The following is a 25,908-nucleotide window of genomic DNA, read 5'->3' as shown; positions in this document are numbered from 1 at the left end:
CTCCCTTTGCACAGCCGCCAGTTGACACGTCAGTCCGCGTACCACTCCCGCAGTGCGCCCTTCAGTACCTTGCCCAGCGGCCCGCCGCGCGGCAGCTCGGCCGCGATCTCCAGCTGCTCCGGGAGCTTCTGCGTCATCAGTCCGGCCCGGCGCAGATGGTCCGCCAACTCCCCCAGCGTGAGCGCCGATCCGCCCGGATCGGCGAGCGTGACCACCGCGCACACCCGCTCCCCGCGTTCCCGGTCCGGCAGCCCGATCACTGCCGCGTCCGCCACGGCCGGATGGCCCCGCACCAGGTCCTCGACCTCCTGCGCCGAGATGTTCTCGCCCTTGCGGATGATGATGTCCTTCAGTCGTCCGGTCAGCACGAGATGCCCGTCCGCACGCAGAAACCCCAGGTCACCGGTGTGGAACCAGCCGTCCGCGTCGAACGCGGCGGCCGTCAGCGCCGGGTCCGTGTACCCCTGGCAGACCATCGGCCCCTTGAGCGTCACCTCGCCCGGCTCCCCGGCCGGCAGCGCCCGCCCGTCCGGCCCGGCGATCCGCACCTCGGCACCGGCCACCGGCCGCCCCACCGTCCGCGACAGCTGCTCGTCGGTGTCGTACGGGGTGCCCATCGCGATCATCGGGCACTCGGTCATGCCGTACCCGTGCAGCACCTCGCACTCCAGCTCGCGGCCCGCTTCGAAGTACAGCTCCGGCGGCAGCGGCGCGCCCCCGCCGGACAGCAGCCGCAGCGAGGGGATCAGCTTCCCGCCGTGCGCGCGCCGCAGTTTCCCGCCGTCCGCGCATCGCTTGTCGTCGTCCGCACGCCGTTTCCCGTCGTCCGCGCGCCGCCGCGACTCCTCCAGGAACGCCTGGTAGAAGGCGGTGCTGCCGCCCGCCATGGTGACGCCGAGCCGCGCGTACGTGTCCGCGGCCGCGCCCGGCGCGAACGTCTCCAGCACCACCGCCGGAAAGCCGCTCACCAGCATCGCGATGACGTAGTCGGGGCCGGCGATGTGCGCGTACGGGAAGGCGATCGACCCGATGTCCGCCGCCGACATCTCCAGCGCGGTCGCCAGGCCCACACCGCCCGCGATCAGCGACGCGTCCGTGTGCCGCACGCCCTTCGGGTCGGCCGTCGTCCCGGAGGTGTAGTAGATCCACGAGGTGTGCTCCCGCTCGTGGGAGCTCGCCCGCTCCCGCGCGTGCCCCGGCGCGAACTCCGGCAGCCCGGCCGGGTCCCCGTCCGGAAGCCCCGCCCCGCCCCGCACGGTGACCACCCGCGTCCCGTCCGGCGCCGCCTTGCGGGCCATCGCCGTGAAGTCGACGTCCCGCCACACCCCCGGTACCAGCACGAACTCCGCCTCGGAAGCGGCGAGTACGTACCCGACCTCGCGCTCCCGGTGCAGATGGACGATGGGTATCTGCACGGCGCCCAGGCGGGCCAGCGCGAGCGAGGCGAGCACCGTGGAGACCCGGGTGGGCAGCTGCCACGCGACCCGCGTCCCGGCCCCGATGCCCAGCTCCCGGAAGCCGGCCGCGGCGCGCAGCGCCCGCTCGCGCGCCTCCCCGAAGGTGACGGTCCGCCCGTCCGGCTCGTAGAACATGACCGAATCCGCCGACGCGGCGGCCCGGTACTCCACCAGTTCCCAGAGCGTACGTATCCGACCGGACTCATACACGGCGCGCCTCCCGGCAATGGGCGGGACGGGACGGAACGGGATGTGGCGCGACTGTAGCACCGTACCTGACGAAGCGTCAGGTACTACGTCCCGGTCGGTCGTCTCCCGAACACGCCGCAGGGACCGGCCCCGACGGCATCCCCTCCGTGCCGTCGACGCCGGCCCCTGCGATCCCCCGGATGGTGGCTCAGCGGGCCGTGCGCGCGCTCAGTGCTCCAGCTTCGGCTCGGCGATCGGCCGGTGGCTGTCCTGCGGCGCGATCGTGCCGTCGCCGGCGACCGGCCGCTGCCCCTCCTGCGCGGCCAGCACCTCGTCGCCGATGACGGGCCGGTGGCTGTCCATGGTGACGATCTCGTCACCGATGATCGGCCGGTGGCTGTCGAGCGGCCTGATGATGTCCTGGTCGTCGGTCTGCGGAGCCTTCTTCTCGGTGCTCACAGTGATCAACTCCTGTGTGTGGGCGCTTGCGGTCCACCGCCCGGCGACTCCCCCGTGGGTCGCCGGACGGGTGAACCAGGGCCGGACACCATGACGGTGGGGCCGCGTCACCGAGCCGCTTGCCCCCCGAGGCGGCGGTTCGGTACGTAGAAGAGTGACGCGCCGCGATGAACGATCGATAAACGGCGACGATTACCTCGCCGACCTGCGGCGATAACAGGCCGAGCTGCCGGTGGCGGCGCTGCCGAATCCTGGCGCCGGCCTCGCCGGCCCCCGGTGATGTCCGGTCAGGCGACGGCGGCGGGCGAGAGCAGCTGCTGCACCTGGGCGCTCTCCGCCGCTCCGAGGCGCTCGTAGCTGGACAGCGCCTCCTGCCAGCACACCCGGGCCCGCCCGGTGTGCCCGACCTGGCTGAGCGCACGCCCCAGCGTGGTCAGCGCGTTGGCCCGCCAGAGCTCGCCGCCGACGCCGCGCAGCGCGGTCAGGGCCTGCTCGGCATAGTTGGCGGCGCGCGCCGGACGCTGACCCGCGAGGTCGACCTCGGCCAGCCGGAAGTACGTCATGCCCTCCCAGAACGGCTGCCGGCTGTCCTGGAAGATGGTGAGCGCGGCGTTCAGCTGCTGCGCCGCGTCCTCCAGGCGCCCGGCCGCGGTGAAGGCGAGCGCCAGCGCGTACATCCCGTTGGCCAGCCGCCGGGTGGCGCCGATTCTGCGGTAGATCGCGACGCCTTCCTCGGCCAGCTCGATGGCGCTGTCCACCCGGCCGGTGTCCAGGTGGACCCGCGAGAGGTTGCACAGCGCGCTCGCCTCGGACTGCTGGTTGCGGTCGTCGCGGAACGCGGTCAGCGCCTGGCTGAGGTACGCCTCGGCGTCCGCGTGCCGCCCCTGGGCGCCCGCGATGATGCCGCGGTCGTTGGGCGCGTAGGACGAGGAGATCGGGTCGTTCGTCGCGAGCCCGAGGAGCATCGCCGACTTGGCGTGCTCGTCGGCGTCGTCCAGCCGCCCGGCCAGGGTGCGGATGTAGGCGAGCGAGGTGTGGATACGGGCCTGGGCGTGCTGGTCGCCGAGGGCGCGGGCGGCGGCGAGCAGCGTCGTATTGGCCTGGTCGTGCTGGCGCGCGTCGGCGCCGGACTCGGCCAGGTCCTTGGTGAGCAGGAGCAGGTCGGCGGCGCGGCGCACGGTGTCGGCGCCGGTGGACTGCTGGGCGCAGGCCAGCAGACAGCCCGCCTCGCTGAACAGCCACTCCAGCGCCACCGCGCGGTCCTCGAACTCCAGCCCGGGATAGCGCGTGCTCTCCATGTGGTCCACGAGGCGGTCGCCCGGGCGCTCCAGGGCGTACATCCGGGCCGCCGAGGCCAGGTAGAAGTCCAGCAGGCGGGAGAGGGCCGCGGTGCGCTCGGAGGGCGGGTGCTCGTCGCGCTCGGCGCAGGCACGCGCGTAGAGCCGGACCAGGTCGTGGAAGCGGTAGCGGCCGGGGGCCGCCGATTCGAGGAGCGAGGCGTCGACCAGGGACTCGATCAGCTCTTCGGCCTCGTCCACGTCCATGTCCAGCAGCGCGGCGGCCGCGCAGAGCGAGATGTCGGGCCCGTCGGCCAGCCCCAGCAGCCGGAACGCGCGGGCCTGCGCCGGCTCCAGCTGCCCGTATCCCAGCTCGAAGGTGGCCTTCACCGCCAGGTCGCCGGCGCGCAGCTCGTCCAGCCTGCGCCGCTCGTCGGCGAGCTTGCGGGCCAGTACGGACACGGTCCACGTGCGGCGGGAGGCGAGCCGGGAGGCGGCGATGCGGATGGCCAGCGGCAGGAAGCCGCAGGCGCCGACGACGTCCATGGCGGCCTTGCGCTCGGCGCCGACCCGCTCCTCGCCGACGATGCGGGTGAAGAGCGTCAGCGCTTCCTCGGGGCTCATCACGTCGAGGTCGATGAGGTGCGCGCCGGCCAGGTCGATCATGCGGGCGCGGCTGGTGATCAGCGCGGCGCAGCCCTCCGTACCGGGCAGCAGCGGCCGTACCTGGGCGGCGTCCCGCGCGTTGTCCAGCAGCGCGAGCACCCGGCGCCCGGCGAGCGTGGAGCGGTACAGCGCGGCCCGCTCCTCCGTGCCGTCCGGGATGGAGGAGTCCGGTGTGCCGAGCGCACGGAGGAACGCGCCGAGCACGGCCTCCGGCTCGGCGGGGGTGTGGCCCGCGCCCTGCAGGTCGACGTAGAGCTGGCCGTCGGGGAAGTGCTCGCGCGCCGCGTGCGCCACATGGACGGCCAGCGTGGTCTTGCCGACGCCGCCGATGCCGGTGAGCGCGGAGACCGCCATGACGCTGCCCTCGGCCGTGGCGAGCTGCTCGCCGAGCTCCGCGACGAACGCGGCGCGCCCGGTGAAGTCCGCGACGGTGGCCGGGAGCTGCCGGGGGCGCAACACGGTGGGGCCCGCGCCGGCGTGCTCCTCCTCCGGCGGCGGGCTCGGCGCCTCCAGGCCGGCGTCGGCCCGCAGGATGCGCTGGTGCAGTTCGGCGAGCGAGGCGCACGGGTCGACGCCCAGCTCGTCGTCGAGCAGACGGCGGGTATCGGCATAGACGGCCAGCGCCTCGGCCTGCCGTCCAGAGCGGTACAGCGCGAGCATGAGGAGCTCGCGGAGCCGTTCACGCAAGGGGTGGGCGGCCGTGAGGGCAGTCAGCTCGGAGACCGCCTCGGCGTGGTTCCCGAGGTCCAGGTCGAGGTCGAGGCGGGTCTCGGTGAGGGAGAGCCGCCATTCCTCCAGGCGGGTGCGCTGATTCTCGGCGTACGGGCCGGGGACGTTCGCCAGCGGTTCGCCGTTCCACAGGACGAGGGCGGCGTCCAGCAGGTCGCGGGCGCGGCAGCGGTCGCCGCTCGCGCGGGCCTTCTCGGCCTCGGCGGCGAGCGCCTCGGCGCGGTCCAGGTCGAGGTCGAGCGCGCCCGGCAGCGCGGTCCGCAGGGCGTAGCCGCCGGACTCGCTGACCAGCGCGTCCGCGTCCTCGCCCAGCGCCTTGCGCAGCCGGGAGGCGTAGGTCCGCAGGGCCGCGAGCGCGGCGTGCGGGGGCTCGTCGCCCCAGATGGCGTCGACCAGTTCGGCGGCGGTGGCGGTGCGGCCGCCGCGCAGCAGCAGGGCGGCGAGCAGGGCACGCTGCTGCGGGGTGCCGGCCGCGAGCGGGGTGCCGTCCCGCCAGGCCCGTACGGGACCGAGCACGGTGAAGCGGAGCTGCCGCGGCCCCTGCCCCGGACTCTCGTCCATGGTGTCCCCCTGCCTGTGCATCTCGTTCGCATCGGCCAGTCTGCCTTGTCGGCGGCCCCTGCGTCAGTAGGGGTCTGGTCTGTGCACAATCCCTCCTCTTGTGATCCAGCGGGCCGTACCGCGGCCCCGGAGGGAAACAGTCCGCTTCTGTGTGGCCGACAGGTAGCTGACGGTTCGTCAGATAGGCGCTACCGTCAGGGACATGGCGATGCACACGGAGACGCAGCCGTCGGAGGCGCTGGTGCCGGACGCAGCGGAGACCTTTCCCAGGATCATCTCGGTGGACGACCACACGGTGGAGCCGCCGCACGTCTGGCGGGACCGGCTGCCCGCCAAGTACCACGACACCGGACCGCGCGTGGTGCGTGCGCCCCTGAAGGAGATGACCTTCGTGGGCGGGAAGTTCGCCCCGAAGATGGGCACACCGGGCGACGACGGACCACTCGCCGACTGGTGGGTGTACGAGGACCTGCACCGCCCCCTCACCCGCCTGGACACCGCGGTCGGCTACTCCCGGGACGAGATCAGGCTGGAGGGGATCACGTACGAACAGATGCGCCCCGGTTCGTACCGCGTCCCGGACCGGCTGGCGGACATGGACGTCAACCATGTCCAGTCGGCGCTGTGCTTCCCCACCTTCCCGCGCTTCTGCGGCCAGACGTTCACCGAGGCCAAGGACCATGAGCTGGGGCTGCTGGGCGTGCGCGCGTACAACGACTGGATGGTGGAGGAGTGGTGCGGCCCCGAGGCGCGCGGCCGGCTCATACCGCTCACCCTCATCCCCCTGTGGGACGCGGAGCTGGCGGCCGAGGAGGTACGGCGCAACGCGGCCCGTGGCGTGCGCGCCGTCTGCTTCAGCGAGATCCCGCCGCACCTCGGCCTGCCCAGCATCCACACCGATTACTGGGACCCCTTCCTGCGGGCCTGCGACGAGACCGGCACGGTCATCGCCATGCACATCGGCTCGTCCTCGAGGATGCCGTCCACCTCGGCGGACGCGCCGCCCGCCGTCGGCTCCACGATCACCTTCGCCAACTGCTGCTTCTCGATGACCGACTGGCTGATGAGCGGCAAGTTCGACCGCTTCCCCAACCTCCGGATCATGTACGCGGAGGGCCAGATCGGCTGGATCCCGTACATCCTGGAACGCGCCGACGTGGTCTGGGAGGAGAACCGCGCCTGGGGCGGCGTCGCCGACAAGGTCCATCGGCCGCCCTCCGAGCTCTTCGCCGAGCACGTCTACGGCTGCTTCTTCGACGACGCGTTCGGCCTGAAGAACCTCGACGCGATCGGCGTGGCCAACGTCCTGTACGAGACGGACTACCCGCACTCCGACTCCACCTGGCCGAAGTCGAGAGAGGTCGGCGAGAGCCAGATGGGCCACCTCGCCCCGGACGTTATCGAGCGGATCGTGCGCGGCAACGCCATCGACCTGCTGGGACTCACGGCGGACGGACTGTGGGCGGGGGCGGGCGGCTGATGGTGTGGGCGCCCGAGGCGGGGCGGCTCGTGTGTGGCATGCAGTTGCCCGTGCAGTCGCAGAGCACGCTGTACGCCGAGTCCTGGGAGGCGGGGGCCGGGCCGCGTGATCTGGTGGAGATCGCCAGGGCTGCCGACCGGCACGGCTTCGCGTATGTGGCGTGCTGCGAGCACGTCGCGATCCCGCGCCGGCTGGCCGGGGCGATGAGCACGGTCTGGTACGACCCGGTGGCCACGCTCGCACACCTCGCGGCCGTGACGGAGCACGTACGGCTGCTGAGCCATGTCGCCGTGGTCGGGCTGCGGCACCCGCTGCTCACGGCGAAGCAGTACGCCACGCTGGACGCGCTGTCCGGCGGGCGGCTGATCCTCGGGGTGGGCGCCGGGCACGTACGGGAGGAGTTCGAGGCGCTGGGGGTGGACTTCGAGCGGCGGGGAGCCGTACTGGACGAGACGGTGGACGCCTTGAAAACGGCCCTCGGGCCCGAGGAGTTCCCGGAGTTCGCGGGGGAACGATTCTCCTTCGAGGGGCTGGGCCAGGCGCCGCGGCCCGTGCAGACGCCCCGCCCGCCGCTCTGGGTCGGCGGCTCCTCACCCGCCGCCGTACGCCGGGCCGCCGAGCGCGGTGACGGCTGGCTCCCGCAGGGCGACCGCAGGGACCGGCTGCCCGGGCAGATCGCCAAGTTGCGGGCGCTGCGCGAGAAGGCCGGCGTGCGCGAGCCGCTGGTGATCGGCGCGATCGCCGAGCCGCTGTACGTGGGCGAGCCCGGCTGGGACACCGGCAAGTGGACGCTCACCGGCTCCCCGGAGCGCATCGCGGCCTCGCTGCGGGAGTACGCGGCCATCGGCGTGCACCAGCTCCAGGTCCGTTTCCGCAGCCGCAGCCGGGCCGAGCTGACCGATCAGATGGCGGCCTTCGGGACGGACGTGGCACCGCTGCTCACCGGCTGACCCGATCCGGCCGCGGCGTACCGATTCCGACGGGGCGTACCGATTCCGGCGAGGCGTACGAGGAGTGCACGCATGGGCAAGCTCGACGGGCGGGTCATCATGATCACCGGCGCCGCACGCGGACAGGGCGAGCAGGAGGCGCGGCTGTTCGTGGCCGAGGGCGCCCGGGTCGTCCTCGGTGACGTACGGGACGAGCAGGGGCGGGCGCTGGCGGACGAGCTGGGCGGGGACGCCGCGCGCTACGTCCATCTGGACGTGGCCAGTGAGGAGGACTGGACGGCCGCCGCGGCCGCCGCCGAGGACGCCTTCGGCGGGATCGACGGCCTGGTCAACAACGCCGGGATCCTCCGCTTCAATGAGCTGGCGAAGACGCCACTGGCGGAGTTCCAGCAGGTCGTGCAGGTCAACCAGGTCGGCTGCTTCCTCGGGATACGTACCGTCGCGCCACGGATCGCGGCGGCCGGCGGCGGCACGATCGTCAACACCGCCTCGTACACCGGCCTCACCGGCATGGCGCTCGTCGGCGCCTACGCGGCGAGCAAGCACGCCGTACTCGGGCTGACCCGGGTCGCCGCGCTGGAGCTGGCGCCCCGCAACATCCGGGTGAACGCGGTGTGCCCGGGCGCCGTGGACACCCCGATGACCAACCCGGCCGCGCTCGACCCGGCGGCCGACCCGGTCGCGTCCCAGCAGGCGGTGGACGAGCTGTACCGGAAGCTCGTGCCACTGGGGCGCGCCGGCCGGCCCGAGGAGGTCGCGGCCCTGGCGCTCTTCCTGTCCTGCGCGGACTCCTCGTACATCACGGGGCAGCCGTTCGTGGTGGACGGCGGGTGGCTGGCGGGCGTCAGCCTCTTCTGACGCCGGGCTGACACCGGGACCGGCACGTGGGCTGACGGGTCATCAGGTATTGACCGGTCCGGCCGCCGGTGGGACAGTCGGCTCCATCCGATCTGACGGTACGTCAGATAATCAGGGAGGGCAGACCCCTTGGAATTCGGGCTCTTTGTACAGGGATACGTACCGGCGGCGCGCGCCAAGGCCGACCCCGAGGCGGAGCACAAGGCGCTGATCGAGGAGACCGAGTACGTCATCCAGGCGGACCGCTCCGGCTTCAAGTACGCCTGGGCCTCCGAGCACCACTTCCTGGAGGAGTACTCGCACCTCTCCGCCAACGACGTCTTCCTCGGCTACCTCGCGCACGCCACCGACCGCATCCACCTCGGCTCCGGCATCTTCAACCCGCTCGCCCCGGTCAACCACCCCGTCAAGGTCGCCGAGAAGGTCGCCATGCTCGACCATCTCTCCGGCGGCCGCTTCGAGTTCGGCTCCGGGCGGGGCGCCGGCAGCCACGAGATCCTGGGCTTCATGCCGGGCGTCACCGACATGAACCACACCAAGGAGATCTGGGAAGAGACCATCGCGGAGTTCCCCAAGATGTGGCTCCAGGACGAGTACGTGGGCTTCAAGGGCAAGCACTGGGAGCTGCCGCCGCGCAAGGTCCTGCCCAAGCCGTACGGGAAGGCCCACCCGCCCATGTGGTACGCGGCGGGCTCCCCCTCCTCGTACGCCATGGCCGCCAAGAAGGGCCTCGGCGTCCTCGGCTTCAGCGTGCAGAAGGTCTCCGACATGGAGTGGGTCCTGGAGTCCTACAAGTCGGCGGTCAAGGACGCCGAGCCGGTCGGCGCGTTCGTCAACGACAACGTGATGGTGACCTCCACGGCGATCTGCGCCGAGACGCACCAGAAGGCCGTCGAGATCGCCGTGCACGGCGGCCTCAACTACCTCCAGTCCCTGCTCTTCCGCTACCACGACACCTTCCCGCGGCCCGAGGGCATACCGGAGTGGCCCGAGCTCCTCCCCGAGTACACCGAGGAGCTCATCGAGCTGCTGATCGCCGAGGAGCTGATGATCTGCGGCGACCCGGACGAGGTGCTGCGGCAGTGCAAGCGCTGGGAGCAGGCCGGCGCCGACCAGCTCTCCTTCGGCCTGCCCGTCGGCGTCTCCCGCGAGGACACCCTCACCACGATCGAGCTGATCGGCGAGCACGTCATCCCGAAGATCGACACGGACCCCGTGCACCGCACCACGCGCTTCCGCCGGGCGGCCGGCTGACCACCCCACGTCCGAGAGGAGTACCGGCACCATGCTCGACCACCTGATCAAGGGCGCGACCGTCGTGGACGGCACGGGCGCGCCCTCGTACGCCGCGGACGTCGGCATCCGGGACGGCCGCATCGCCGTACTCGCCGAACCGGGCGCGGTCGCCGAACCGGCCCGGACGAGCGAGGACGCCGAAGGACTCGTCCTCGCACCGGGTTTCATCGACCCGCACACGCACTACGACGCGCAGCTCTTCTGGGACCCGTACGCCACCCCGTCCATGCACCACGGCGTGACGACGGTCGTGGGCGGCAACTGCGGCTTCACCCTCGCTCCACTGCACCCCGACCGCCCCGGGGACGCCGACTACACCCGCCGGATGATGAGCAAGGTCGAGGGCATGTCCCTGGTCGCGCTGGAGGAGGGCGCGCCCTGGAACTGGCACACCTTCGGCGAGTACCTCGACGCGCTGGACGGGCGGACCGCCGTCAACGCCGGCTTCATGGTCGGCCACTGCGCGCTGCGCCGCCACGTCATGGGCGCCGACGCGATCGGCGGACAGCCCACTCCCGGGCAACTCCAGGACATGCTGCGCCTCTTCCACGAGGCGATGGACGCGGGCGCCTGGGGCCTCTCCACCACCCAGTCCTCCTCCCACTCCGACGGCGACGGGGCGCCCGTCGCCTCCCGGCACGCCGGCCCCGACGAACTGCTCGCCCTCTCCCGCGCGGTCGCCGACCACGAGGGCACCCAGCTGGAGGCCATCGTCGCCGGCTGCCTCGACCAGTTCTCGGACGCCGAGATCGACCTGTTCGTGGCCATGTCGGCGGCCGCCGGACGGCCGCTGAACTGGAACGTCCTCACCATCGACGCCGCCGTACCGGAACGGGTGCCGCGCCAGCTCCTCGCCAGTGAACGGGCCCGCAAGGAAGGCGGCCGGATCGTCGCCCTCACCATGCCCATCCTCACCCCCATGAACATGTCCCTGGGCACCTTCTGCGCCCTCAACCTCATCCCCGGCTGGGGCGAGATCCTCGGCCTCCCCGTGCCCGAACGCCTCGCCAAGCTGCGCGACCCGGCCGTACGCGAAGAAATGCTGCGCCGCGCGCACAGCAAGGAGGCGGGCGTCTTCCGGAGGCTGGCCCGCTTCGACCGGTACGTCATCGGCGACACCTACTCGGCGGCGAACGAGGGCCTCACCGGGCGGGTGGTGCGCGACATCGCCGCCGAGCGCGGTCAGGACCCCTTCCGCACGCTGGTCGAGATCTGCGCCGCAGACGACCTCCGTACCGTCCTGTGGCCCATGCCCACCGACAACGACCCCGCCAGCTGGGAACTGCGCCGGGAGACCTGGGAACACGAGGACGTCCTGCTCGGCGGCTCCGACGCGGGCGCCCACCTGGACAGGATGTGCGGCGCGCCGTACACCACCCGCTTCCTCGGCGACTGCCTGCGCGGCCGCAGGCTCGTCGGCCTGGAGCGGGCCGTGAAGATGCTCACCGACGACCCGGCGCGCCTCTTCGGGCTGCGCGACCGCGGCCGGATCGCCGAGGGGTACCACGCCGACCTGGTCCTCTTCGACCCCGAACGGATCGACGCGGGGCCCGCCACCCTCGTCCACGACCTGCCCGGCGACAGCCCCCGGCTCGACTCGCGGGCGCTGGGCGTGGTGAGCGTGCGCGTCAACGGCGTGCAGACGCTGCGCGACGACACACTGACCGGCGCCGTACCGGGGACCGTGCTGCGCTCCGGGCGGGACACCGAGACGGTGAGCACCCGGTGACGCGCGACGGTGACGGTGCGCACTCGGTGGCGCGCGGGGAGCGGCTGTTCATCGGGGGCCGGTGGGTGGCCCCCGAGCTGGGCCACTACGAGGTGACCGACCCGGCCACCGAGGAGGTCGTGGGGCTCGCTCCCGAGGCGAGTGAGGGACAGGTGTACGCGGCGGCAGCGGCGGCCCGCGAGGCGTTCGACGGCTGGTCGCGCACCGCCCCCGAGGAGCGCGCCCGCATCCTGGCCCGTACCGCGGAGATCATCCGGGACCGCGCCGGGCCGTACGCCGAACTGGCCCGCGCCGAGTCCGGCGCCACCACCGCCACCGCACGCGGCATGCAGGTCGCGGTGGGTGCCGCGCGCTTCGAGCGGTACGCGCGCGGCGCCCTGGAGCCGGTCGAGGAGGCGCTGCCGCCACAGATCAACGAGGCCGGGCCGATGGGCAGGGCGGGCGTCCTCGGCGCGCTCGCCGTCCGCCGCCCGGTCGGCGTCGTCACCTGCATCACCTCCTACAACAATCCTTGGGCCAACCCGGCGGGTAAGATCGCGCCCGCCCTCGCCATGGGCAACACCGTCGTGGTCAAGCCCGCGCCACAGGACCCGCTCTCCGTCTTCCGGATGGCGGAGGCGCTGGCCGAGGCCGGAGCGCCGCCGGGCGTGGTGAACGTGGTGACCGGCTCGCGCCCCGAAGTGGGCGAGGCGGCGGTCGAGGCGCCGGACGTCGACATGGTCAGCTTCACCGGCAGTACGGCGGTCGGCCGGGCCATCGCGGCGGCGTGCGGCCGCGGCATGAAACGCCAGCTTATGGAGCTGGGCGGAAAGGGCGCCGCGCTCGTCTTCGACGACGCCGACCTGGCGGCGGCCGTCACCGGCATCGGGACCACGTTCTCCTTCTACAGCGGCCAGATCTGCACCGCGCCCACCCGGGTGCTCGCCCAGCGCGGCGTGTACGAGCGGGTGGTCGAGGGGCTCGCGCGGTACGCGGGCGCCCTGAAGGTCGGCGACCCGCGCGCGAAGGACACGGTCGTCGGCCCGCTCATCTCCGCCGCCCACCGCGACCGCGTCGAGGCGTACGTCGCGCTCGGCCGCAAGGAAGGCGCCCGGCTGGTCACGGGCGGCGAGCGGCCGGCGCTCGACCGCGGCTGGTACGTCGCCCCCACCCTCTTCGCCGACTGCACCCCCGATATGCGCGTCGTCCGCGAGGAGATCTTCGGCCCGGTCGTCTCCGTCCTGCCCTTCGACGACGAGGAGGAAGGCATCGCGCTCGCCGACGACAGCGAGTACGGACTGATCGACTACGTCTGGTCCGGCGACGTGGCCCGCGCCTTCCGGGTCGCCCGCCGGCTGCGCGCGGGCGGCGTCGGCATCAACACCGTGGGCCGCAACATGGAGGCCCCCTTCGGCGGCTTCAAACAGAGCGGCGTGGGCCGCGACGTCGGCTCCTACGCCCTGCGCGCGTACGGCGAACTCCAGTCGCTCGTCTGGCCGGGGTGATCCGTAGGTGGTCCCCAGGTGATCCGTACGGCGGCGCGTCGAGTCCGGATAGCGGACACTCAAGGGAAAATTTTGAATCCCAACAAAACGGACACGGCTGCGGTTCCCGTAATTCGGATCTCAACTATTGGACCTTGCTGTTGTGTGGTGCCGCGGGCCTGACGCCTGTCTAATGACAGGCTTGTTCGCCGATTCCCCTTCATAAGTAAGGTTCAGGCGGCGGAGTTCGATCATCCGGATACGAATACAGCAGGGCTTAACGTCCTGTTCATGGTTCAGGTAGACCCCCGGCCCCCGGCCGGAGACACGGTGACGAGCGTCAACGGCGACGCATCGGGCGACACCCGCAGCAAGGGCCTCAGCGGCAACTCCGTCGGCCTGCTCGGCAGTGCCGTCATCGGTGTGTCCACCGTCGGGCCCGTCTACTGCCTGACCTCGACCCTCGGCCCCACCGTCGGCGAGGTCGGCCTCCAGATGCCCGCGGTCTTCCTCGCGGGCTTCCTGCCGATGCTGCTGGTCGCCTTCGCGTACCGCGAGCTCAACAAGGCCGTACCGGACTGCGGTACCTCCTTCACCTGGACGGTGAAGGCGTTCGGACCGCGCGTCGGGTGGATGTGCGGCTGGGGCCTGGTGATCGCGACGATCATCGTGCTCTCGAACCTCGCCGGCGTCGCCACCTCCTTCTTCTACCTCCTCCTCGGACAGCTCACGGGCAGCGACTCCATAGCGGCGCTGGACGGCAACAAACCCGTCCACGTCCTGACCTGCCTGGCCTTCGTCGCCATCGCCACCGCGATCAGCTACCGCGGCGTGACCACCACCAAGGGCCTGCAGTACGCGCTCGTCGGCCTCCAGCTCGCCGTCCTGGTCGTCTTCGTCGCCATGGCGGTCGGCAAGGCGCGGGCCGGTGACTTCGCCGGGTCCATCGACTTCCACTGGTCCTGGCTGAACCCCTTCGAGGTCAAGTCCTTCGCCTCCTTCACCGCGGGACTCTCCCTCTCGATCTTCATGTTCTGGGGCTGGGACACCTGCCTCACCGTGAACGAGGAGACCTCCGGCAGCGAGAAGACCCCCGGCCGCGCCGCGATGCTGGCCATGGTCGTGCTCATCGGCTCGTACCTGACCACCGCGGTGGCCGCGCAGATGTTCTCCGGCGTCGGCACCAAGGGCCTGGGCCTGGGCAACCCCGACACCTCCGACAACGTCTTCGCGACCCTCGCCGGGCCCGTCATGGGCTCAGCCCTCGGCGTGCTGCTCTTCGTCGCCGTGCTCGCCTCGGCCGCCGCCTCCCTGCAGACCACGTTCATCCCGGTCGCCCGCACGGTCCTGGCGATGTCGACGTACGAGGCGCTGCCCGCCTCCTTCGCCCGCATCCACCCGCGCTTCCAGTCGCCGGGCCGGGCCACCATCGCGGCGGGCGTCGCCACCGGCGTCTTCTACGCCGTGATGACCTTCCTCAGCGAGAACGTCCTCGTCGACACGATCTACGCGCTCGGCCTCATGATCTGCTTCTACTACGCGATCACGGCCTTCGCCTGCGCCTGGTACTTCCGCGCCGACCTGCGGAACTCCGCCCGCGACCTGATCTTCAAGGGCGTCTTCCCGTTCCTCGGCGGCCTCCTCCTGACCGGCGTCTTCGTGAAGACCCTCATCGACATCTGGGACCCGGCCTACGGCACCGGCAGCTCCGTCTTCGGCATCGGCTCGGTCTTCGTCATCGGCGTCGGCCTCCTCGTCCTGGGCCTGGTCATCATGCTCCTCATGCAGCGCCGCAGCCCGGCGTTCTTCCGGGGCGAGGTGCTCACCCGGAGCACCCCGGCCCTGGTCGTCGAGGACTGACCGGACGGACACCTGATCCGAGCGCACGGGGCCCTCCGGGGCCCCGTAGCGCCTTCCCGGGCCGGTCAGGGCCGGCCGAGGAACACCGGATTGGTGAGGGCCGCCATCGGGCCCGGCAGGCCCTCGGTGGTCGCCGGGTGCCGGACCTCGGCCCGTACGTACGCGGCGTTGTCGGGGGTGGTCACCCAGCTGACCGTGCCGGCGCCGGACGCGGGCAGCGCGGCCGTGTACCGCAGCCCCTGATCGGTCACGAAGCGGACCGTGCAGCCGGGGGCGCCCGACACCTCCAGGCGGGCGGTCACCGGGGACGCACGGTCCACCCGGAGGCGCTCGCCGATGCCCGCGTGCTCGCCGCGCCCGCCGGTGACCGAGAACGCGAGCGCCACCTCCGCGGACTCCGCGATCCACACCCGGCCCGCCCGGATGCCGGACTGGATGGCCTGCCGGGAGAGATCGTCGGCGAGGACGACCGTCTGCGGGAGGCCGACGACATCCGGGTCGCGGTGCGCGTCGCTGTGGCCGACGGCGGGGAGCCAGTCGCCGCGGCCCTGCGCATGGGCGACGAGGGTGTTGTCCCACTCGGCGAGCGTGACCTCGTCGTCGGGCGTGTACGGGCCGTTCCACACCTCCACCGCGTCCGCCTCGTTCAGCCCGAACTTCCAGTTGCAGCCGATGCAGGTGGCGTGCGGGTGCGCGGGGACGACCAGGCCGCCGGCCCGGCGGATCGCGCGGGCGTACCGGCCGAAGGCGTTGTCGCGGGCGCGGTAGCGCCAGTCGATGAAGACGCCGGGGTCCGTGCCCATCGCCACGACGTGCCCGTTACGGGTGGTGATCTCCTCGCCGGTGAGGATCAGGAGGTCGTCGCCCCACAGGCCCTCCCAGGCGCGGTGCGCGGAAGTGGTGTTGTGCTCGGTGGTGGTGAGGAAGTCCAGGCCCGCGGCGCGGGCCAGCGCGGCGATCTCGGCAGGGGTGCGCTTGCCGTCGGAGTGGATGCTGTGGAGGTGGCTGTCGCCGCGGTACCAGGCGCGGCCGCGGCCCTTGGCCCGCTGCGGCGGGTACACCGGCTTCGGAGCCTCGCCGGGCGCGCCGTACCGCAGGGTGACGGTGACCTCGTAGTCCATCCCCTGCGGGGCGACGGTGTACGGGCCGAGCGCGATGTGCCAGATGCCTGGCCCGACAGGCCCTGGAAGATAGCCGGGCGTCGCGTCGTCGGCCCGCACGAAGAACTCCGTGCGGGCGCCGCCGGACCAGCCGCGGAAGCCGGACCCGCCCGGGGTGGTGCCGCGCTGGTCGAAGAGCCCGATGTCGCAGGCGTTCCCGTTGGTCCCCGCGGGGACGGCCGGCTTGTCGTACGTGTAGGAGACGGCGAGTTCGCGCACGCCGTCCGGGACGTCGACGGGGAGGTACACGTAGTCGGGGGCGCCCGTGGGCAGGTGGCCCCGCACCGTACGGGTCTCCTCCCGGCGGGAGCCGTCCCCGTCCGGGCGGTCCGCTGCGCCGGCGAAGTTCACGGTATCGAGCGTAAGCACGCCCGCGGCCCCCGCGACAGCCGTCAGCCTCAGTACGTCACGCCGCTCCATCCGTGCCCCCTGCCTCCGGACGTCATCGCTTTAACGCGCGACACCGTTGTACGCCGCTGTGACGGTGAGGGGAACGGGTGCGGGCGGGTGAGTGGCCGCGGGCGGGCGGTCAGTCGCCGCTGCGGGCGCGGCCGCGGACGAAATGCCAGACGAGGCCGCCTCCGCCGACGATGAGGGCGATCACCCACCAGTAGGGCACCGAGCCGCCGTGGCCGGAGCTGTGCGAGCCGCTCCAGCTGCCGGAGGAGTGGTAGCCGCCGGAGCTGCTGCCCTTGGAACCGGACTTGGACACGCCACCGGAACTCGATCCGCCACTGCTGCTACTGCTGCCGTGCGAGCCGCCCGTGAGTGCCGGGGCCGCGTACGCCGCCGTGGGCGCCGCGACGACCGCGCCGATCAGCGCCATCGTGGCCAGCGCGTTCCGCGCGACCGTCTTCCGTGCGCCCGTGTTCCGTGCAGGTGTGGCACGCATATGAAATCCCCCGTACGTATGTGATCGGCCTCGCACGGTAGGGCATACGGTGACCGTGCGCCATGCGAGTGCCCGCCTTGCACGGAGGTGTTACGGATGCGAATCAGCACCACGATCTTCCTCACCGACGAGACGATCCGGCCGGTGCGGCTGGCCCGCGAGCTGGAACAGCGCGGGTTCGCCGGGCTGTATCTGCCCGAGCACACCCACATCCCGGCCTCCCGCGACACCCCGGCGCCGATGGGCGAGCCGCTGCCGCGCGAGTACGGCCGCACCCTCGATCCGTTCGTCGCGCTCGGCCAGGCCGCGGCCGTCACCGAACGGCTGGCGCTCGGCACGGGCATCACGCTGGTCGCCCAGCACGACCCGATCGGCCTCGCGAAGCAGGTCGCCACGCTGGACTTCCTCTCCGGCGGCCGGTTCACGCTCGGCGTCGGCTTCGGCTGGAACGTGGAGGAGGCCGCCGACCACGGCGTGGAGTGGTCCTCGCGGCGGGCGCTCGCCCGGGACCGGATCGCGCTGATGCGCGCGCTGTGGGCGGACGAACCGACCGCGTACGAGGGGCCGTTCGGCTCCGTACGGGCGAGCCATGCGCACCCGAAGCCGGCGAAGGGCGCGCCGCGCATCCTGGTGGGCGGCGGGGCCGGGCCCACGCTCTTCGCGCACGCGGCGGAGTACGCGGACGGCTGGCTGCCGATCGGCGGGCGGGGGCTCACGGAGGCGCTGCCGGAGCTGCACCGGGTGTGGGCCGAGGCCGGGCGCGAGGGGGAGCCGGTGGTCGTCCCGTACGGCGTGCGCCCCTCGGCCGGGAAGCTGGCGCACTTTCAGGAGCTGGGCATCGACGAGGTGGTGGTCCAGCTGCCGGCGGCGGGCGAGGGCGAGGTGCTGCGGGCGCTGGACGCGTACGCGGAGTACCTGTGAGGCGGGAGTGGCGCGAAGGCGCCCAAACGGTGCAGAGGTGCCCCGGATGTCTGCCCGGACGGTAGTCGGAGGGAACCTCCGTATGGCGTGATCATCCGCACACAAAACGGTCTCCGTGGCCCGTCGGCCGCCCTGGCACCCGCTCGTATGCTCGGAGGATGACTTCCAGCCCGCAGGGATCCGAGCAACTGCCGCAGGGACCCGAGCAGCCCCCGCAGGGAAACCGGCGCTCCGCGCCGACCGCGAACGCCATGCGCCGGGCGCTGAAGCGCGCGCGGGACGGCGTGGCGCTGGACGTGGCCGAGGCGGCCGTCCTCCTCCAGGCGCGCGGCGAGGACCTGGACGATCTGTGTGCCTCCGCCGCGCGGGTACGGGACGCGGGGCTCGACGCCGCGGGCCGCCCCGGCGTCATCACGTACTCCAAGAGCGTCTTCATCCCGCTCACCCGTCTGTGCCGCGACAAGTGCCACTACTGCACCTTCGCCACCGTGCCCGGCAAGCTGCGCCGTGACGGGCACGGGATGTTCATGTCCCCGGACGAGGTACTGGACATCGCCCGCCGGGGTGCCGAACTGGGCTGCAAGGAGGCCCTGATCACCCTCGGGGACAAGCCCGAGGACCGCTGGCCCGAGGCGCGCGAGTGGCTGGCGGCCGAGGGGTACGACGACACGCTCGCCTACGTGCGCGCGATGGCGATCCGCATCCTGGAGGAGACCGGGCTGCTGCCGCACCTGAACCCGGGCGTCATGTCCTGGACGGACTTCCAGCGGCTCAAGCCGGTCGCGCCCTCCATGGGCATGATGCTGGAGACCACCTCCGAGCGCCTGTGGAGCGAGCCCGGCAATCCGCACTACGGCTCGCCCGACAAGGAGCCCGCTGTACGGCTGCGCGTCCTGGAGGACGCCGGGCGCAGCTCCGTGCCCTTCACCAGCGGACTGCTGATCGGCATCGGGGAGACGTACGAGGAGCGCGCGGAGTCGCTGTTCGCGCTGCGCCGCGTCTCCCGTGCGTACCACGGCATCCAGGAGCTGATCATCCAGAACTTCCGCGCCAAGCCGGACACCGCGATGCGCGGCATGCCGGACGCGGAGCTGGACGACCTGGTCGCCACCGTGGCCGTCGCGCGGCACATCATGGGGCCGTCCGCGTGCCTTCAGGCGCCGCCCAACCTCGTGGACGCGGAGTACGGGCGGCTCATCGGGGCCGGCATCGACGACTGGGGCGGCGTCTCGCCGCTCACCCCGGACCACGTCAACCCCGAGCGCCCCTGGCCCCAGATCGAGGAGCTGGCCGCGCGGTCGGCGGAGAGCGGCTTCGCGCTCAAGGAACGCCTCGCCGTCTACCCGGAGTTCGTGCAGCGCGGTGAGCCCTGGCTGGACCCGCGGCTGCTGCCGCACGTCCGGGCGCTGGCCGACCCCGAGACGGGCCTCGCGCGCGAGGACGCGGTGGTCGAGGGGCACCCCTGGCAGGAGCCGGACGAGGAGTTCTCGCTGCACGGCTCGGGCCGGACGGACCTGCACCGCACCATCGACACCGAGGGCCGCACCGGCGACCGCCGGAACGACTTCGACGAGGTGTACGGCGACTGGGAGGCGCTCCGTGAGGCCGCGGCCCCCGGGATGGTGCCCCAGCGCATCGACACCGACGTACGGGCCGCCCTGAAGCAGGCGGCCGACGATCCGACCAAGCTCACGGACGACGAGGCGCTGGCCCTGCTGCACGCCGACGGGCCGGCCCTGGACGCGCTCTGCGGCATCGCCGACGACCTGCGGAAGGCCACGGTCGGCGACGACGTCACGTACATCGTCACGCGCAACATCAACTTCACCAACGTCTGCTACACCGGCTGCCGGTTCTGCGCCTTCGCGCAGCGCCGTACGGACGCCGACGCGTACACCCTCTCGCTGGACCAGGTGGCCGACCGCGCGCAGCAGGCGTGGGAGGTGGGCGCCACCGAGGTGTGCATGCAGGGCGGCATCCACCCCGACCTGCCCGGTACCGCGTACTTCGATATCGCGCGGGCGGTGAAGGAGCGCGTCCCGGGGATGCACGTCCACGCGTACTCGCCCATGGAGGTCGTCAACGGCGCGACCCGTACGGGGATGTCCATCCGTGAGTGGCTGACCGCCGCCAGGGAGGCGGGGCTGGACACCATCCCCGGTACGGCCGCCGAGATCCTCGACGACGAGGTGCGCTGGGTGCTGACCAAGGGGAAGCTGCCCACCGCCACCTGGGTCGAGGTCATCAAGACGGCGCACGAACTGGGCATCCGCTCGTCCTCGACGATGATGTACGGGCACGTGGACCAGCCGCGGCACTGGCTGGGCCACCTGCGGCTGCTGGCCGACATCCAGCGGTCCGCGCTGGACAAGAAGGTCGAGGGCTTCACGGAGTTCGTGACCCTGCCGTTCATCCACACCAACGCGCCGGTTTATCTCGCCGGCATCGCCCGGCCGGGGCCCACCTCGCGCGACAACCGTGCGGTGACCGCGATGGCGCGGCTGCTGCTGCACCCGTACATCCCGAACATCCAGACCAGCTGGGTCAAGCTCGGCACCGAGGGCGCGGCCGAGATGCTGCGCTCGGGCGCCAACGACCTGGGCGGCACGCTCATGGAGGAGACGATCTCCCGGATGGCCGGGTCGAGCTACGGCTCCTACCGGTCGGTGCGCGACCTGGTCGCCATCGCCGAGGCGGCCGGGCGCCCGGCCCGGGCCCGTACGACCACGTACGGGCCGGTGTCCGAGGAGCGCCAGGAGGCGGCGCTCCGCTCCGACGGACACCTGCCGGAGCTGCTGCCGGTACTGGAGTAGCGCACGGGGCCTCCAGGGCCTGCGGGCCTTGGAGGGGCTCCGGGGCGTCTCCGGAGGCCCCCGGTGGCTCGTTCTCATCCCTCCCCGCTGTGCTCCGTCTCGTGCTGGAGGATGCACTGCTGCCAGCGGGCGAGGGCCTCGGCCCGGTCGCCGCCGGCGTCCTCCGCCGCGGTGATGAGCGCGTCGGCGGTCATCGCCGCGAGCCGTACGGCGATATGGCAGGTGTCGCGCTGGGGGAGCGGGCGCAGCAGCTCCACCGCCCCCTCGCTGTCCCCGGCCAGCGCGCACGCGACGACGGCCATGGTCGTGCGGTCCCACTCGTACTCGGACATGGACGGAGCATGCCCACACCAGGGGCGGAGGATGACTCCTGGGCCGATATTGCCCAGGTGACCGGAAAGTTCCGGTAACGATCAAAAGCCGCCTCCTGGGCGCCTCTTCGCATTCCCTTCCTGCCCACTAGTGGCCGAAACCCTGTCGATTACAGTGCCCTGCGTCAGCGAGCGTCAGAAGGGCGTCGGGAGCGGCAGCACGGGTCCAGGAGGGCACAGTGCCAGGAGGGACACAGTGAGCGCAGCGGGCGGCGGGAACGCCATCTGGGGCCGCGCCGAGCAGCAGGACTTCCGCAGCCGGGTACGCGGCTGCCTGCTGGGCGGGGCGATCGGTGACGCGCTCGGTGCGGGCGCCGCGCACGCTTCGCTCGACGCCCTCCGCCAGGCACACGGCACTGAGGGGCTCACGGACTACGCGGTGGTCTTCGGCCACCGCGGCGCCATCACGGACGCCACCCAGCTCACCCTCTTCACCGTCGACGGCCTCATACGGGCCCAGGTGCGCCGCGACACCGGCGCCTGGCACCCGCCCACCGACCTGTACCGCGCCTACCGGCGCTGGGCCGTCACGCAGCACGACTGGGGCCCGGACGAGCGCCGTACCGACGACGGCTGGCTGGCCCGCGAGGAGTGGCTGTACGCCCGCCGCGACCCGGCCCGCGAGTGCCTCACCGGCCTCGGTGACGGCGTCATGGGCACCCTGGACGCGCCCCGCAACCCGCAGGCCAACGGAGGCGGCGCGGTGATGCGCTCGGCCCCCTTCGGGCTGCTGGTCGGCTGGGAGCCGCAGCTGGTCTTCCAACTCGCCGTGGAGTGCGCGGCGCAGACCCACGGCCACCCCACGGGCTACCTCGCGGCCGGCGCGCTCGCCGTCATCACCCACTCCCTCGCCCGCGGCGAGGACCTCGACAGCGCCGTCCAGAAGGCGCTGGCGCACCTGGCCACCCGTCCCGGCCACGACGAGACCACCGACGCGCTCAAGCGGGCGCTGGGCGCCGTACGGCAGGGCATGCCGACCCCCGCCCGGGTCGAGGCGCTGGGCGAGGCCGGACACGCCGCCGGCGCGCTGGCCATCGCCGTGTACTGCGCGCTGGTCGCCGAGGACATCCGGCACGGCCTGCTGCTCGCGGTCAACCACAGCGGCGCCTCCGACCTCACCGGCGCGATGTGCGGCAACCTGCTCGGCACGCTGCACGGGGAGACGGCGCTGCCGCCGGTCTGGCTGGTCGAGCTGGAGGGCCGCGCCACCGTCCTCCAGCTCGCCGACGACTTCGCCATGGAGATGACCCAGGGCCCCGCGCTCCACGGACCCGGCAACTCGGCACCGGGGTGGCTGGCGCGGTACCCGAGGGCGTGAGCCCCGTAGCGCCGCCGTGCCCGTAAGGCAGCGCTGCCCCTACGGGCACAGCGACGCCCCCCAGAGGCACAGCGCTGCCCTCACGGAGACAGCGCTGCCCCCCACGGACGCGGCGGCTACACCGGCTTCTTCAGGTCCTGCGGAGCGGCTTGCCCGGGTACGGCCAGTGCCGCCGCACCGGGACCGTCGTCGTCCCCGTCGGAGTTGATCCGGGCCAGTACCGCGTCCCGCTCCGGGGTGTCCTCCGGCTTGACCAGCCCGATCAGTACGAAGAGGACGAGCGAGACGGCGACCGGCGCGACGATCTGGATCTGCAGCGAGAGCCCGGCGATCCCGTAGTTCGTCAGCCAGAAGGCGAACAGGCCCGCCGCCCAGGACACCAGCGCCGCGACCGGCCCCGACCGGCGGAAGACCGGCAGCATGCCCAGCAGGAACGGGATCGAGATCGGCCCGACCAGCCCGGCCACCCACTTGATCACCACGGAGATGATGCCGGCGAAGGCCGGCGAGTCGACCTGCGTCGCGATCGCCATCGACAGGCCGAGGAAGGCCAGCGTGGACAGCCGCGCGGCCACCAGGCCCGCCCGGTGCGACCAACTGCGTGCCTTCGCCGAGACGGCCGGCGCGATGTCCCGCGTGAACACCGCCGAAATCGCGTTGGCGTCCGAGGAGCACATCGCCATCGTGTGCGAGAAGAAGCCCACGATGACCAGCCCCAGCAGCCCGTGCGGCAGCAGCCGTTCGGTAAGCAGCGCGTACGAGTCCGACGCGTCCGGCTTCTCCGCCTTCACGAGCAGCGGCGCGACCCACATCGGGAAGAACAGCACCGCCGGCCAGACGAACCACAGCACGGCCGACAGCCGCGCCGACCGCTTCGCCTCACGGGCGCTGCCGGTGGCCATGTAGCGCTGCGCCTGGTTCCACATCCCGCCGCTGTACTCGAAGGTCTTGATGAACAGGTACGCGAGCAGGAACGTCAGCGTGTACGGGCCGACCGTCGGCTGGGTGTGGGTGGCCGGCAGCCGGTCCCACACCGTCCACAGCGCGCTGACCCCGCCCAGTTCGGACAGCACGGTCACCAGCATCGCCAGGCCCGCCAGCAGCTGGATCACGAACTGCCCCAGCTCGGTGAGGGCGTCCGCCCACAGCCCGCCGACCGTGCAGTACACGGCCGTGACCACGCCCGTGATCAGGATGCCCTGGTTGAGCGACACCCCGGTGAAGACGGACAACAGGGTCGCGATCGCGGCCCACTTGGCGCCCACGTCCACGATCTTCAGCAGCACGCCGGACCAGGCGAGCGCCTGCTGAGTGGACAGGTTGTAACGGTTCTTCAGGTACTCCAGCGGCGAGGCGACGTGCAGCCGGGACCGCAGCCGGTTCAGCCGGGGCGCGAAGAGCTGCGCCCCGATGGCGATGCCGATCGCGATGGGGAAGGACCAGGTGACGTACGAGGTGATGCCGTACTGGTAGGAAATGCCCGCGTACCCGGTGAACATCACGGCGCTGTACCCGGACATGTGGTGCGAGATGCCGGACAGCCACCAGGGCATCCGGCCGCCCGCGGTGAAGAAGTCGCTCACGTCGTCGACGCGTTTGTGCGACCACACGCCGATGGCGACCATGACGCCGAAGTATCCGATGAGCACAGTCCAGTCGAGACCGTTCATGCCCCCTCCAAGGGGTCCGCCTTGTGAACGTGCAAGAACGCAAACGCACTTCGCCTCGGCGGCGCCCCCGTGCGGGAGTGGGGACTTCGGGGATTGAACCGTTGGCACGGTGGCTGGTCAAGGGGGTTCGTAGGTCATGGATGTGAACTCCAGTCACCTAATCGAACGATTTTACTCTCTCTTGACCACTCGCCTCGTTGTCGTGCCCGCGACGGCGCCCGCACCATGAGCGGACACTTCGCCAGGCTCAACTCAGCAAATCCGCACAGAAAAAAGCACCACACGGGAGCGGGATCCCGTGCGGTGCAGGAGGGGAGGCCGTATACGGAGTCACACGAGGGTCCGTACAGCGGGCCGCATACGGAAGGGGGTCAGCGAAGGGCCGCGCCCAGCCGCCCCAGACCTTCCCGGATCTCCTCCGGAGAGTGCGTCACGAAGGACAGCCGCATGGTCGCCGCGTCGGCCTCCCCCGCGAAGAACGGCGCCCCCGGGACGTACGCGACGTCGTGCTCGATCACCGACGGCAGCAGCTCCGCCGCGTCGTACCCGGCCGGCAGCTGCGCCCACACGAACATGCCGCCCGTGGGACGGTTCCAGCGCGAGCCCTCCGGGAGCGCGTCGCCCAGCCCCGCGAGCAGCGCGTCCCGCCGCTCGCGGTACGCGACCCGCACCCGGCCCAGGTGCGCGGCCAGGTCGGCGTGCGCCAGGTAGTGCGCCGTGGCCGCCTGGTCGACGGTCGAGGTGTGCAGGTCGGCGGCCTGCTTGGCGATCACGCAGGCGCGCCGCAGCGCGGCGGGCGCGCGCAGCCAGCCCAGCCGCAGCCCCGGCGCCATGATCTTGGAGAACGAGCCGAGCAGCGCCGTACGGTCCTCGGCGCCCGGGAAGGTCGCCACCCACGGCACCGGCTCGCCCTCGAAGCGCAGCTCGCCGTAGGGGTCGTCCTCCACGATCCACAGCCCGCGGCGCGCCGCCACCGCGCCGATCGCGGCGCGGCGCTCGGCGGGCAGCGTGCGCCCGGACGGGTTCTGGAACGTCGGCACCGTGTACAGCAGCTTCGGCCGCTCCTGCGCGACGATCTCGTCCAGCGCCTCGGGGTCCAGCCCGTCGTCGTCGCACGGCACGGACACCACCCGGGCGCCCGCGAACGAGAAGATCTGCAGGGCCGCGAGGTAACAGGGCGCCTCCACCACGACCGTGTCGCCCGGCTCCAGCAGCGCGGTCGCCAGCAGGGTGAGGCCCTGCTGCGAGCCGGTGGTGACCAGCAGGTCGTCCGGGGCGGTGGCCAGGCCGCGCGCGGTCGCCCGCTCGGCGACGATCCCGCGCAGCGCCGGGTCGCCCTCGGTGGTCGAGTACTGCAGCACCTGCTGCGGACGGTCCGCCAGTACGTGCCGGAAGGCGTCGGCGATGCCGTCCGCGTCGAACAGCTCCGGCGCCGGCAGCCCGCCGGCGAACGAGATGACCTCGGGCCGGGCGGTCAGCGCCAGGATCTCCCGCACGGGCGAGGCCCCGGTGCGCGACGCCCGCCCGGCGAGCCCGGGCACGGGCGCCGTGGTTACGGAACCGGCGGCGAATTCGGCGCCAGTGGCCTGGGATACGGCCGTGGAGGCGGTCGTGGCAGTGGCGGATGCGGCTCCGGGCATGGTGGCTGGCTCCAATCGCTCGTCTCGCGCTCGCCGTTAACCGGCGTTAGCTGCAGAGAGCACGGAGCTTATGTCTCCGGACGTGCCGCTCGCACAGATATCCGCATTGTGGGCACTCCTGGGTGCCTCTGCGGCTCCAACTCCCTCCG

The 25,908-nt window shown here is 72.3% G+C and carries 18 protein-coding genes; 10 read left to right on the top strand and 8 right to left on the bottom strand.

The window, feature by feature from the left end:
* Window positions 1–29 precede the first annotated feature (29 nt).
* The 3 genes from ACIGXO_RS19130 to ACIGXO_RS19120 form a co-directional block, all read right to left on the bottom strand.
* Window positions 30–1,667 (bottom strand): class I adenylate-forming enzyme family protein, encoded by a 1,638-nt coding sequence (locus ACIGXO_RS19130; RefSeq protein WP_399787816.1) that lies wholly within the window; start codon window positions 1,665–1,667, stop codon window positions 30–32.
* A 207-nt stretch (window positions 1,668–1,874) separates the two neighbouring features.
* On the bottom strand, window positions 1,875–2,105 hold the full coding sequence (locus ACIGXO_RS19125; RefSeq protein ID WP_399787813.1) for a hypothetical protein: 231 nt from the start codon (window positions 2,103–2,105) through the stop codon (window positions 1,875–1,877).
* A 287-nt stretch (window positions 2,106–2,392) separates the two neighbouring features.
* The gene (locus ACIGXO_RS19120) at window positions 2,393–5,338 is read right to left on the bottom strand and encodes a BTAD domain-containing putative transcriptional regulator (protein WP_399787810.1); all 2,946 of its coding nucleotides are present in this window, start codon (window positions 5,336–5,338) and stop codon (window positions 2,393–2,395) included.
* Between the two features lie 208 nt (window positions 5,339–5,546).
* Here ACIGXO_RS19120 and ACIGXO_RS19115 point away from each other — a divergent pair, with 208 nt between their 5' ends.
* The 7 genes from ACIGXO_RS19115 to ACIGXO_RS19085 all read left to right on the top strand — a co-directional run bounded on the left by ACIGXO_RS19115 (window position 5,547) and on the right by ACIGXO_RS19085 (window position 14,974).
* Window positions 5,547–6,818 (top strand): amidohydrolase family protein, encoded by a 1,272-nt coding sequence (locus ACIGXO_RS19115; protein ID WP_399788496.1) that lies wholly within the window; start codon window positions 5,547–5,549, stop codon window positions 6,816–6,818.
* A gap of 38 nt (window positions 6,819–6,856) precedes the next feature.
* Complete coding sequence (locus ACIGXO_RS19110; RefSeq protein ID WP_399787807.1) at window positions 6,857–7,768, top strand: LLM class F420-dependent oxidoreductase; 912 nt, start codon at window positions 6,857–6,859, stop codon at window positions 7,766–7,768.
* A 72-nt stretch (window positions 7,769–7,840) separates the two neighbouring features.
* Window positions 7,841–8,626 carry an SDR family NAD(P)-dependent oxidoreductase gene (locus tag ACIGXO_RS19105; protein ID WP_399787804.1) on the top strand — a complete coding sequence of 262 codons (786 nt, stop codon included), beginning with the start codon at window positions 7,841–7,843 and terminating at the stop codon, window positions 8,624–8,626.
* Window positions 8,627–8,755: 129 nt separating this feature from the next.
* A complete protein-coding gene (locus ACIGXO_RS19100; protein WP_399787801.1) occupies window positions 8,756–9,880 on the top strand; it encodes an LLM class flavin-dependent oxidoreductase in 1,125 nt (374 codons plus the stop codon).
* Window positions 9,881–9,911: 31 nt separating this feature from the next.
* Window positions 9,912–11,651, top strand: coding sequence for an amidohydrolase family protein (locus tag ACIGXO_RS19095; protein ID WP_399787798.1), 1,740 nt, complete (start codon window positions 9,912–9,914; stop codon window positions 11,649–11,651).
* Window positions 11,648–13,135, top strand: coding sequence for an aldehyde dehydrogenase family protein (locus ACIGXO_RS19090; protein WP_399787795.1), 1,488 nt, complete (start codon window positions 11,648–11,650; stop codon window positions 13,133–13,135). The genes ACIGXO_RS19095 and ACIGXO_RS19090 overlap by 4 nt, the downstream gene beginning before the upstream one ends.
* Window positions 13,136–13,405: 270 nt before the next feature.
* Entirely contained in the window at window positions 13,406–14,974 is a 1,569-nt protein-coding gene (locus ACIGXO_RS19085) for an APC family permease (protein ID WP_399787792.1), read from the top strand.
* A gap of 65 nt (window positions 14,975–15,039) precedes the next feature.
* Here ACIGXO_RS19085 and ACIGXO_RS19080 read toward each other — a convergent pair whose 3' ends face one another.
* On the bottom strand, window positions 15,040–16,554 hold the full coding sequence (locus ACIGXO_RS19080) for a CehA/McbA family metallohydrolase (protein ID WP_399787789.1): 1,515 nt from the start codon (window positions 16,552–16,554) through the stop codon (window positions 15,040–15,042).
* Window positions 16,555–16,663: 109 nt separating this feature from the next.
* Window positions 16,664–17,026: a hypothetical protein gene (locus ACIGXO_RS19075; RefSeq protein ID WP_399787786.1), complete on the bottom strand. Its 363-nt coding sequence runs from the start codon at window positions 17,024–17,026 to the stop codon at window positions 16,664–16,666.
* Window positions 17,027–17,122: 96 nt separating this feature from the next.
* On the opposite strand from ACIGXO_RS19075, the gene ACIGXO_RS19070 reads away from it, so the two are divergent.
* Together ACIGXO_RS19070 and ACIGXO_RS19065 are read left to right on the top strand one after the other, a co-directional pair.
* Window positions 17,123–17,947, top strand: coding sequence for a TIGR03619 family F420-dependent LLM class oxidoreductase (locus tag ACIGXO_RS19070; RefSeq protein WP_399787783.1), 825 nt, complete (start codon window positions 17,123–17,125; stop codon window positions 17,945–17,947).
* Between the two features lie 158 nt (window positions 17,948–18,105).
* Entirely contained in the window at window positions 18,106–20,760 is a 2,655-nt protein-coding gene (locus ACIGXO_RS19065; protein WP_399787780.1) for a bifunctional FO biosynthesis protein CofGH, read from the top strand.
* 74 nt (window positions 20,761–20,834) lie between these two features.
* On the opposite strand, the gene ACIGXO_RS19060 is transcribed toward ACIGXO_RS19065, so the two are convergent.
* Window positions 20,835–21,092 carry a hypothetical protein gene (locus ACIGXO_RS19060; protein WP_399787777.1) on the bottom strand — a complete coding sequence of 86 codons (258 nt, stop codon included), beginning with the start codon at window positions 21,090–21,092 and terminating at the stop codon, window positions 20,835–20,837.
* A gap of 235 nt (window positions 21,093–21,327) precedes the next feature.
* Here ACIGXO_RS19060 and ACIGXO_RS19055 point away from each other — a divergent pair, with 235 nt between their 5' ends.
* Window positions 21,328–22,449, top strand: coding sequence for an ADP-ribosylglycohydrolase family protein (locus tag ACIGXO_RS19055; RefSeq protein ID WP_399787774.1), 1,122 nt, complete (start codon window positions 21,328–21,330; stop codon window positions 22,447–22,449).
* A 116-nt stretch (window positions 22,450–22,565) separates the two neighbouring features.
* On the opposite strand, the gene ACIGXO_RS19050 is transcribed toward ACIGXO_RS19055, so the two are convergent.
* Window positions 22,566–24,119, bottom strand: coding sequence for a sodium:solute symporter family protein (locus ACIGXO_RS19050; RefSeq protein WP_399787770.1), 1,554 nt, complete (start codon window positions 24,117–24,119; stop codon window positions 22,566–22,568).
* Between the two features lie 371 nt (window positions 24,120–24,490).
* Entirely contained in the window at window positions 24,491–25,759 is a 1,269-nt protein-coding gene (locus tag ACIGXO_RS19045) for a PLP-dependent aminotransferase family protein (protein WP_399787767.1), read from the bottom strand.
* Between the last annotated feature and the right edge of the window lie 149 nt (window positions 25,760–25,908).

It is taken from the genome of Streptomyces sp. NPDC053542 (assembly GCF_044544685.1).
In the GTDB taxonomy this organism is placed as follows: domain Bacteria; phylum Actinomycetota; class Actinomycetes; order Streptomycetales; family Streptomycetaceae; genus Streptomyces.
Note: the sequence above shows the minus strand (reverse complement) of the source record. Positions and strands in the feature narration are given on the sequence as shown.

Coding starts and splice junctions, on each gene's coding strand:
- ACIGXO_RS19070 (WP_399787783.1), top strand. CDS start 17,123: ATGCGAATCAGCACCACGATCTTCCTCACCGACGAGACGATCCGGCCG.
- ACIGXO_RS19050 (WP_399787770.1), bottom strand. CDS start 24,119: ATGAACGGTCTCGACTGGACTGTGCTCATCGGATACTTCGGCGTCATG.
- ACIGXO_RS19085 (WP_399787792.1), top strand. CDS start 13,406: ATGGTTCAGGTAGACCCCCGGCCCCCGGCCGGAGACACGGTGACGAGC.
- ACIGXO_RS19120 (WP_399787810.1), bottom strand. CDS start 5,338: ATGGACGAGAGTCCGGGGCAGGGGCCGCGGCAGCTCCGCTTCACCGTG.
- ACIGXO_RS19045 (WP_399787767.1), bottom strand. CDS start 25,759: ATGCCCGGAGCCGCATCCGCCACTGCCACGACCGCCTCCACGGCCGTA.
- ACIGXO_RS19080 (WP_399787789.1), bottom strand. CDS start 16,554: ATGGAGCGGCGTGACGTACTGAGGCTGACGGCTGTCGCGGGGGCCGCG.
- ACIGXO_RS19110 (WP_399787807.1), top strand. CDS start 6,857: ATGCAGTTGCCCGTGCAGTCGCAGAGCACGCTGTACGCCGAGTCCTGG.
- ACIGXO_RS19060 (WP_399787777.1), bottom strand. CDS start 21,092: ATGTCCGAGTACGAGTGGGACCGCACGACCATGGCCGTCGTCGCGTGC.
- ACIGXO_RS19115 (WP_399788496.1), top strand. CDS start 5,547: ATGCACACGGAGACGCAGCCGTCGGAGGCGCTGGTGCCGGACGCAGCG.
- ACIGXO_RS19105 (WP_399787804.1), top strand. CDS start 7,841: ATGGGCAAGCTCGACGGGCGGGTCATCATGATCACCGGCGCCGCACGC.
- ACIGXO_RS19065 (WP_399787780.1), top strand. CDS start 18,106: ATGACTTCCAGCCCGCAGGGATCCGAGCAACTGCCGCAGGGACCCGAG.
- ACIGXO_RS19075 (WP_399787786.1), bottom strand. CDS start 17,026: ATGCGTGCCACACCTGCACGGAACACGGGCGCACGGAAGACGGTCGCG.
- ACIGXO_RS19095 (WP_399787798.1), top strand. CDS start 9,912: ATGCTCGACCACCTGATCAAGGGCGCGACCGTCGTGGACGGCACGGGC.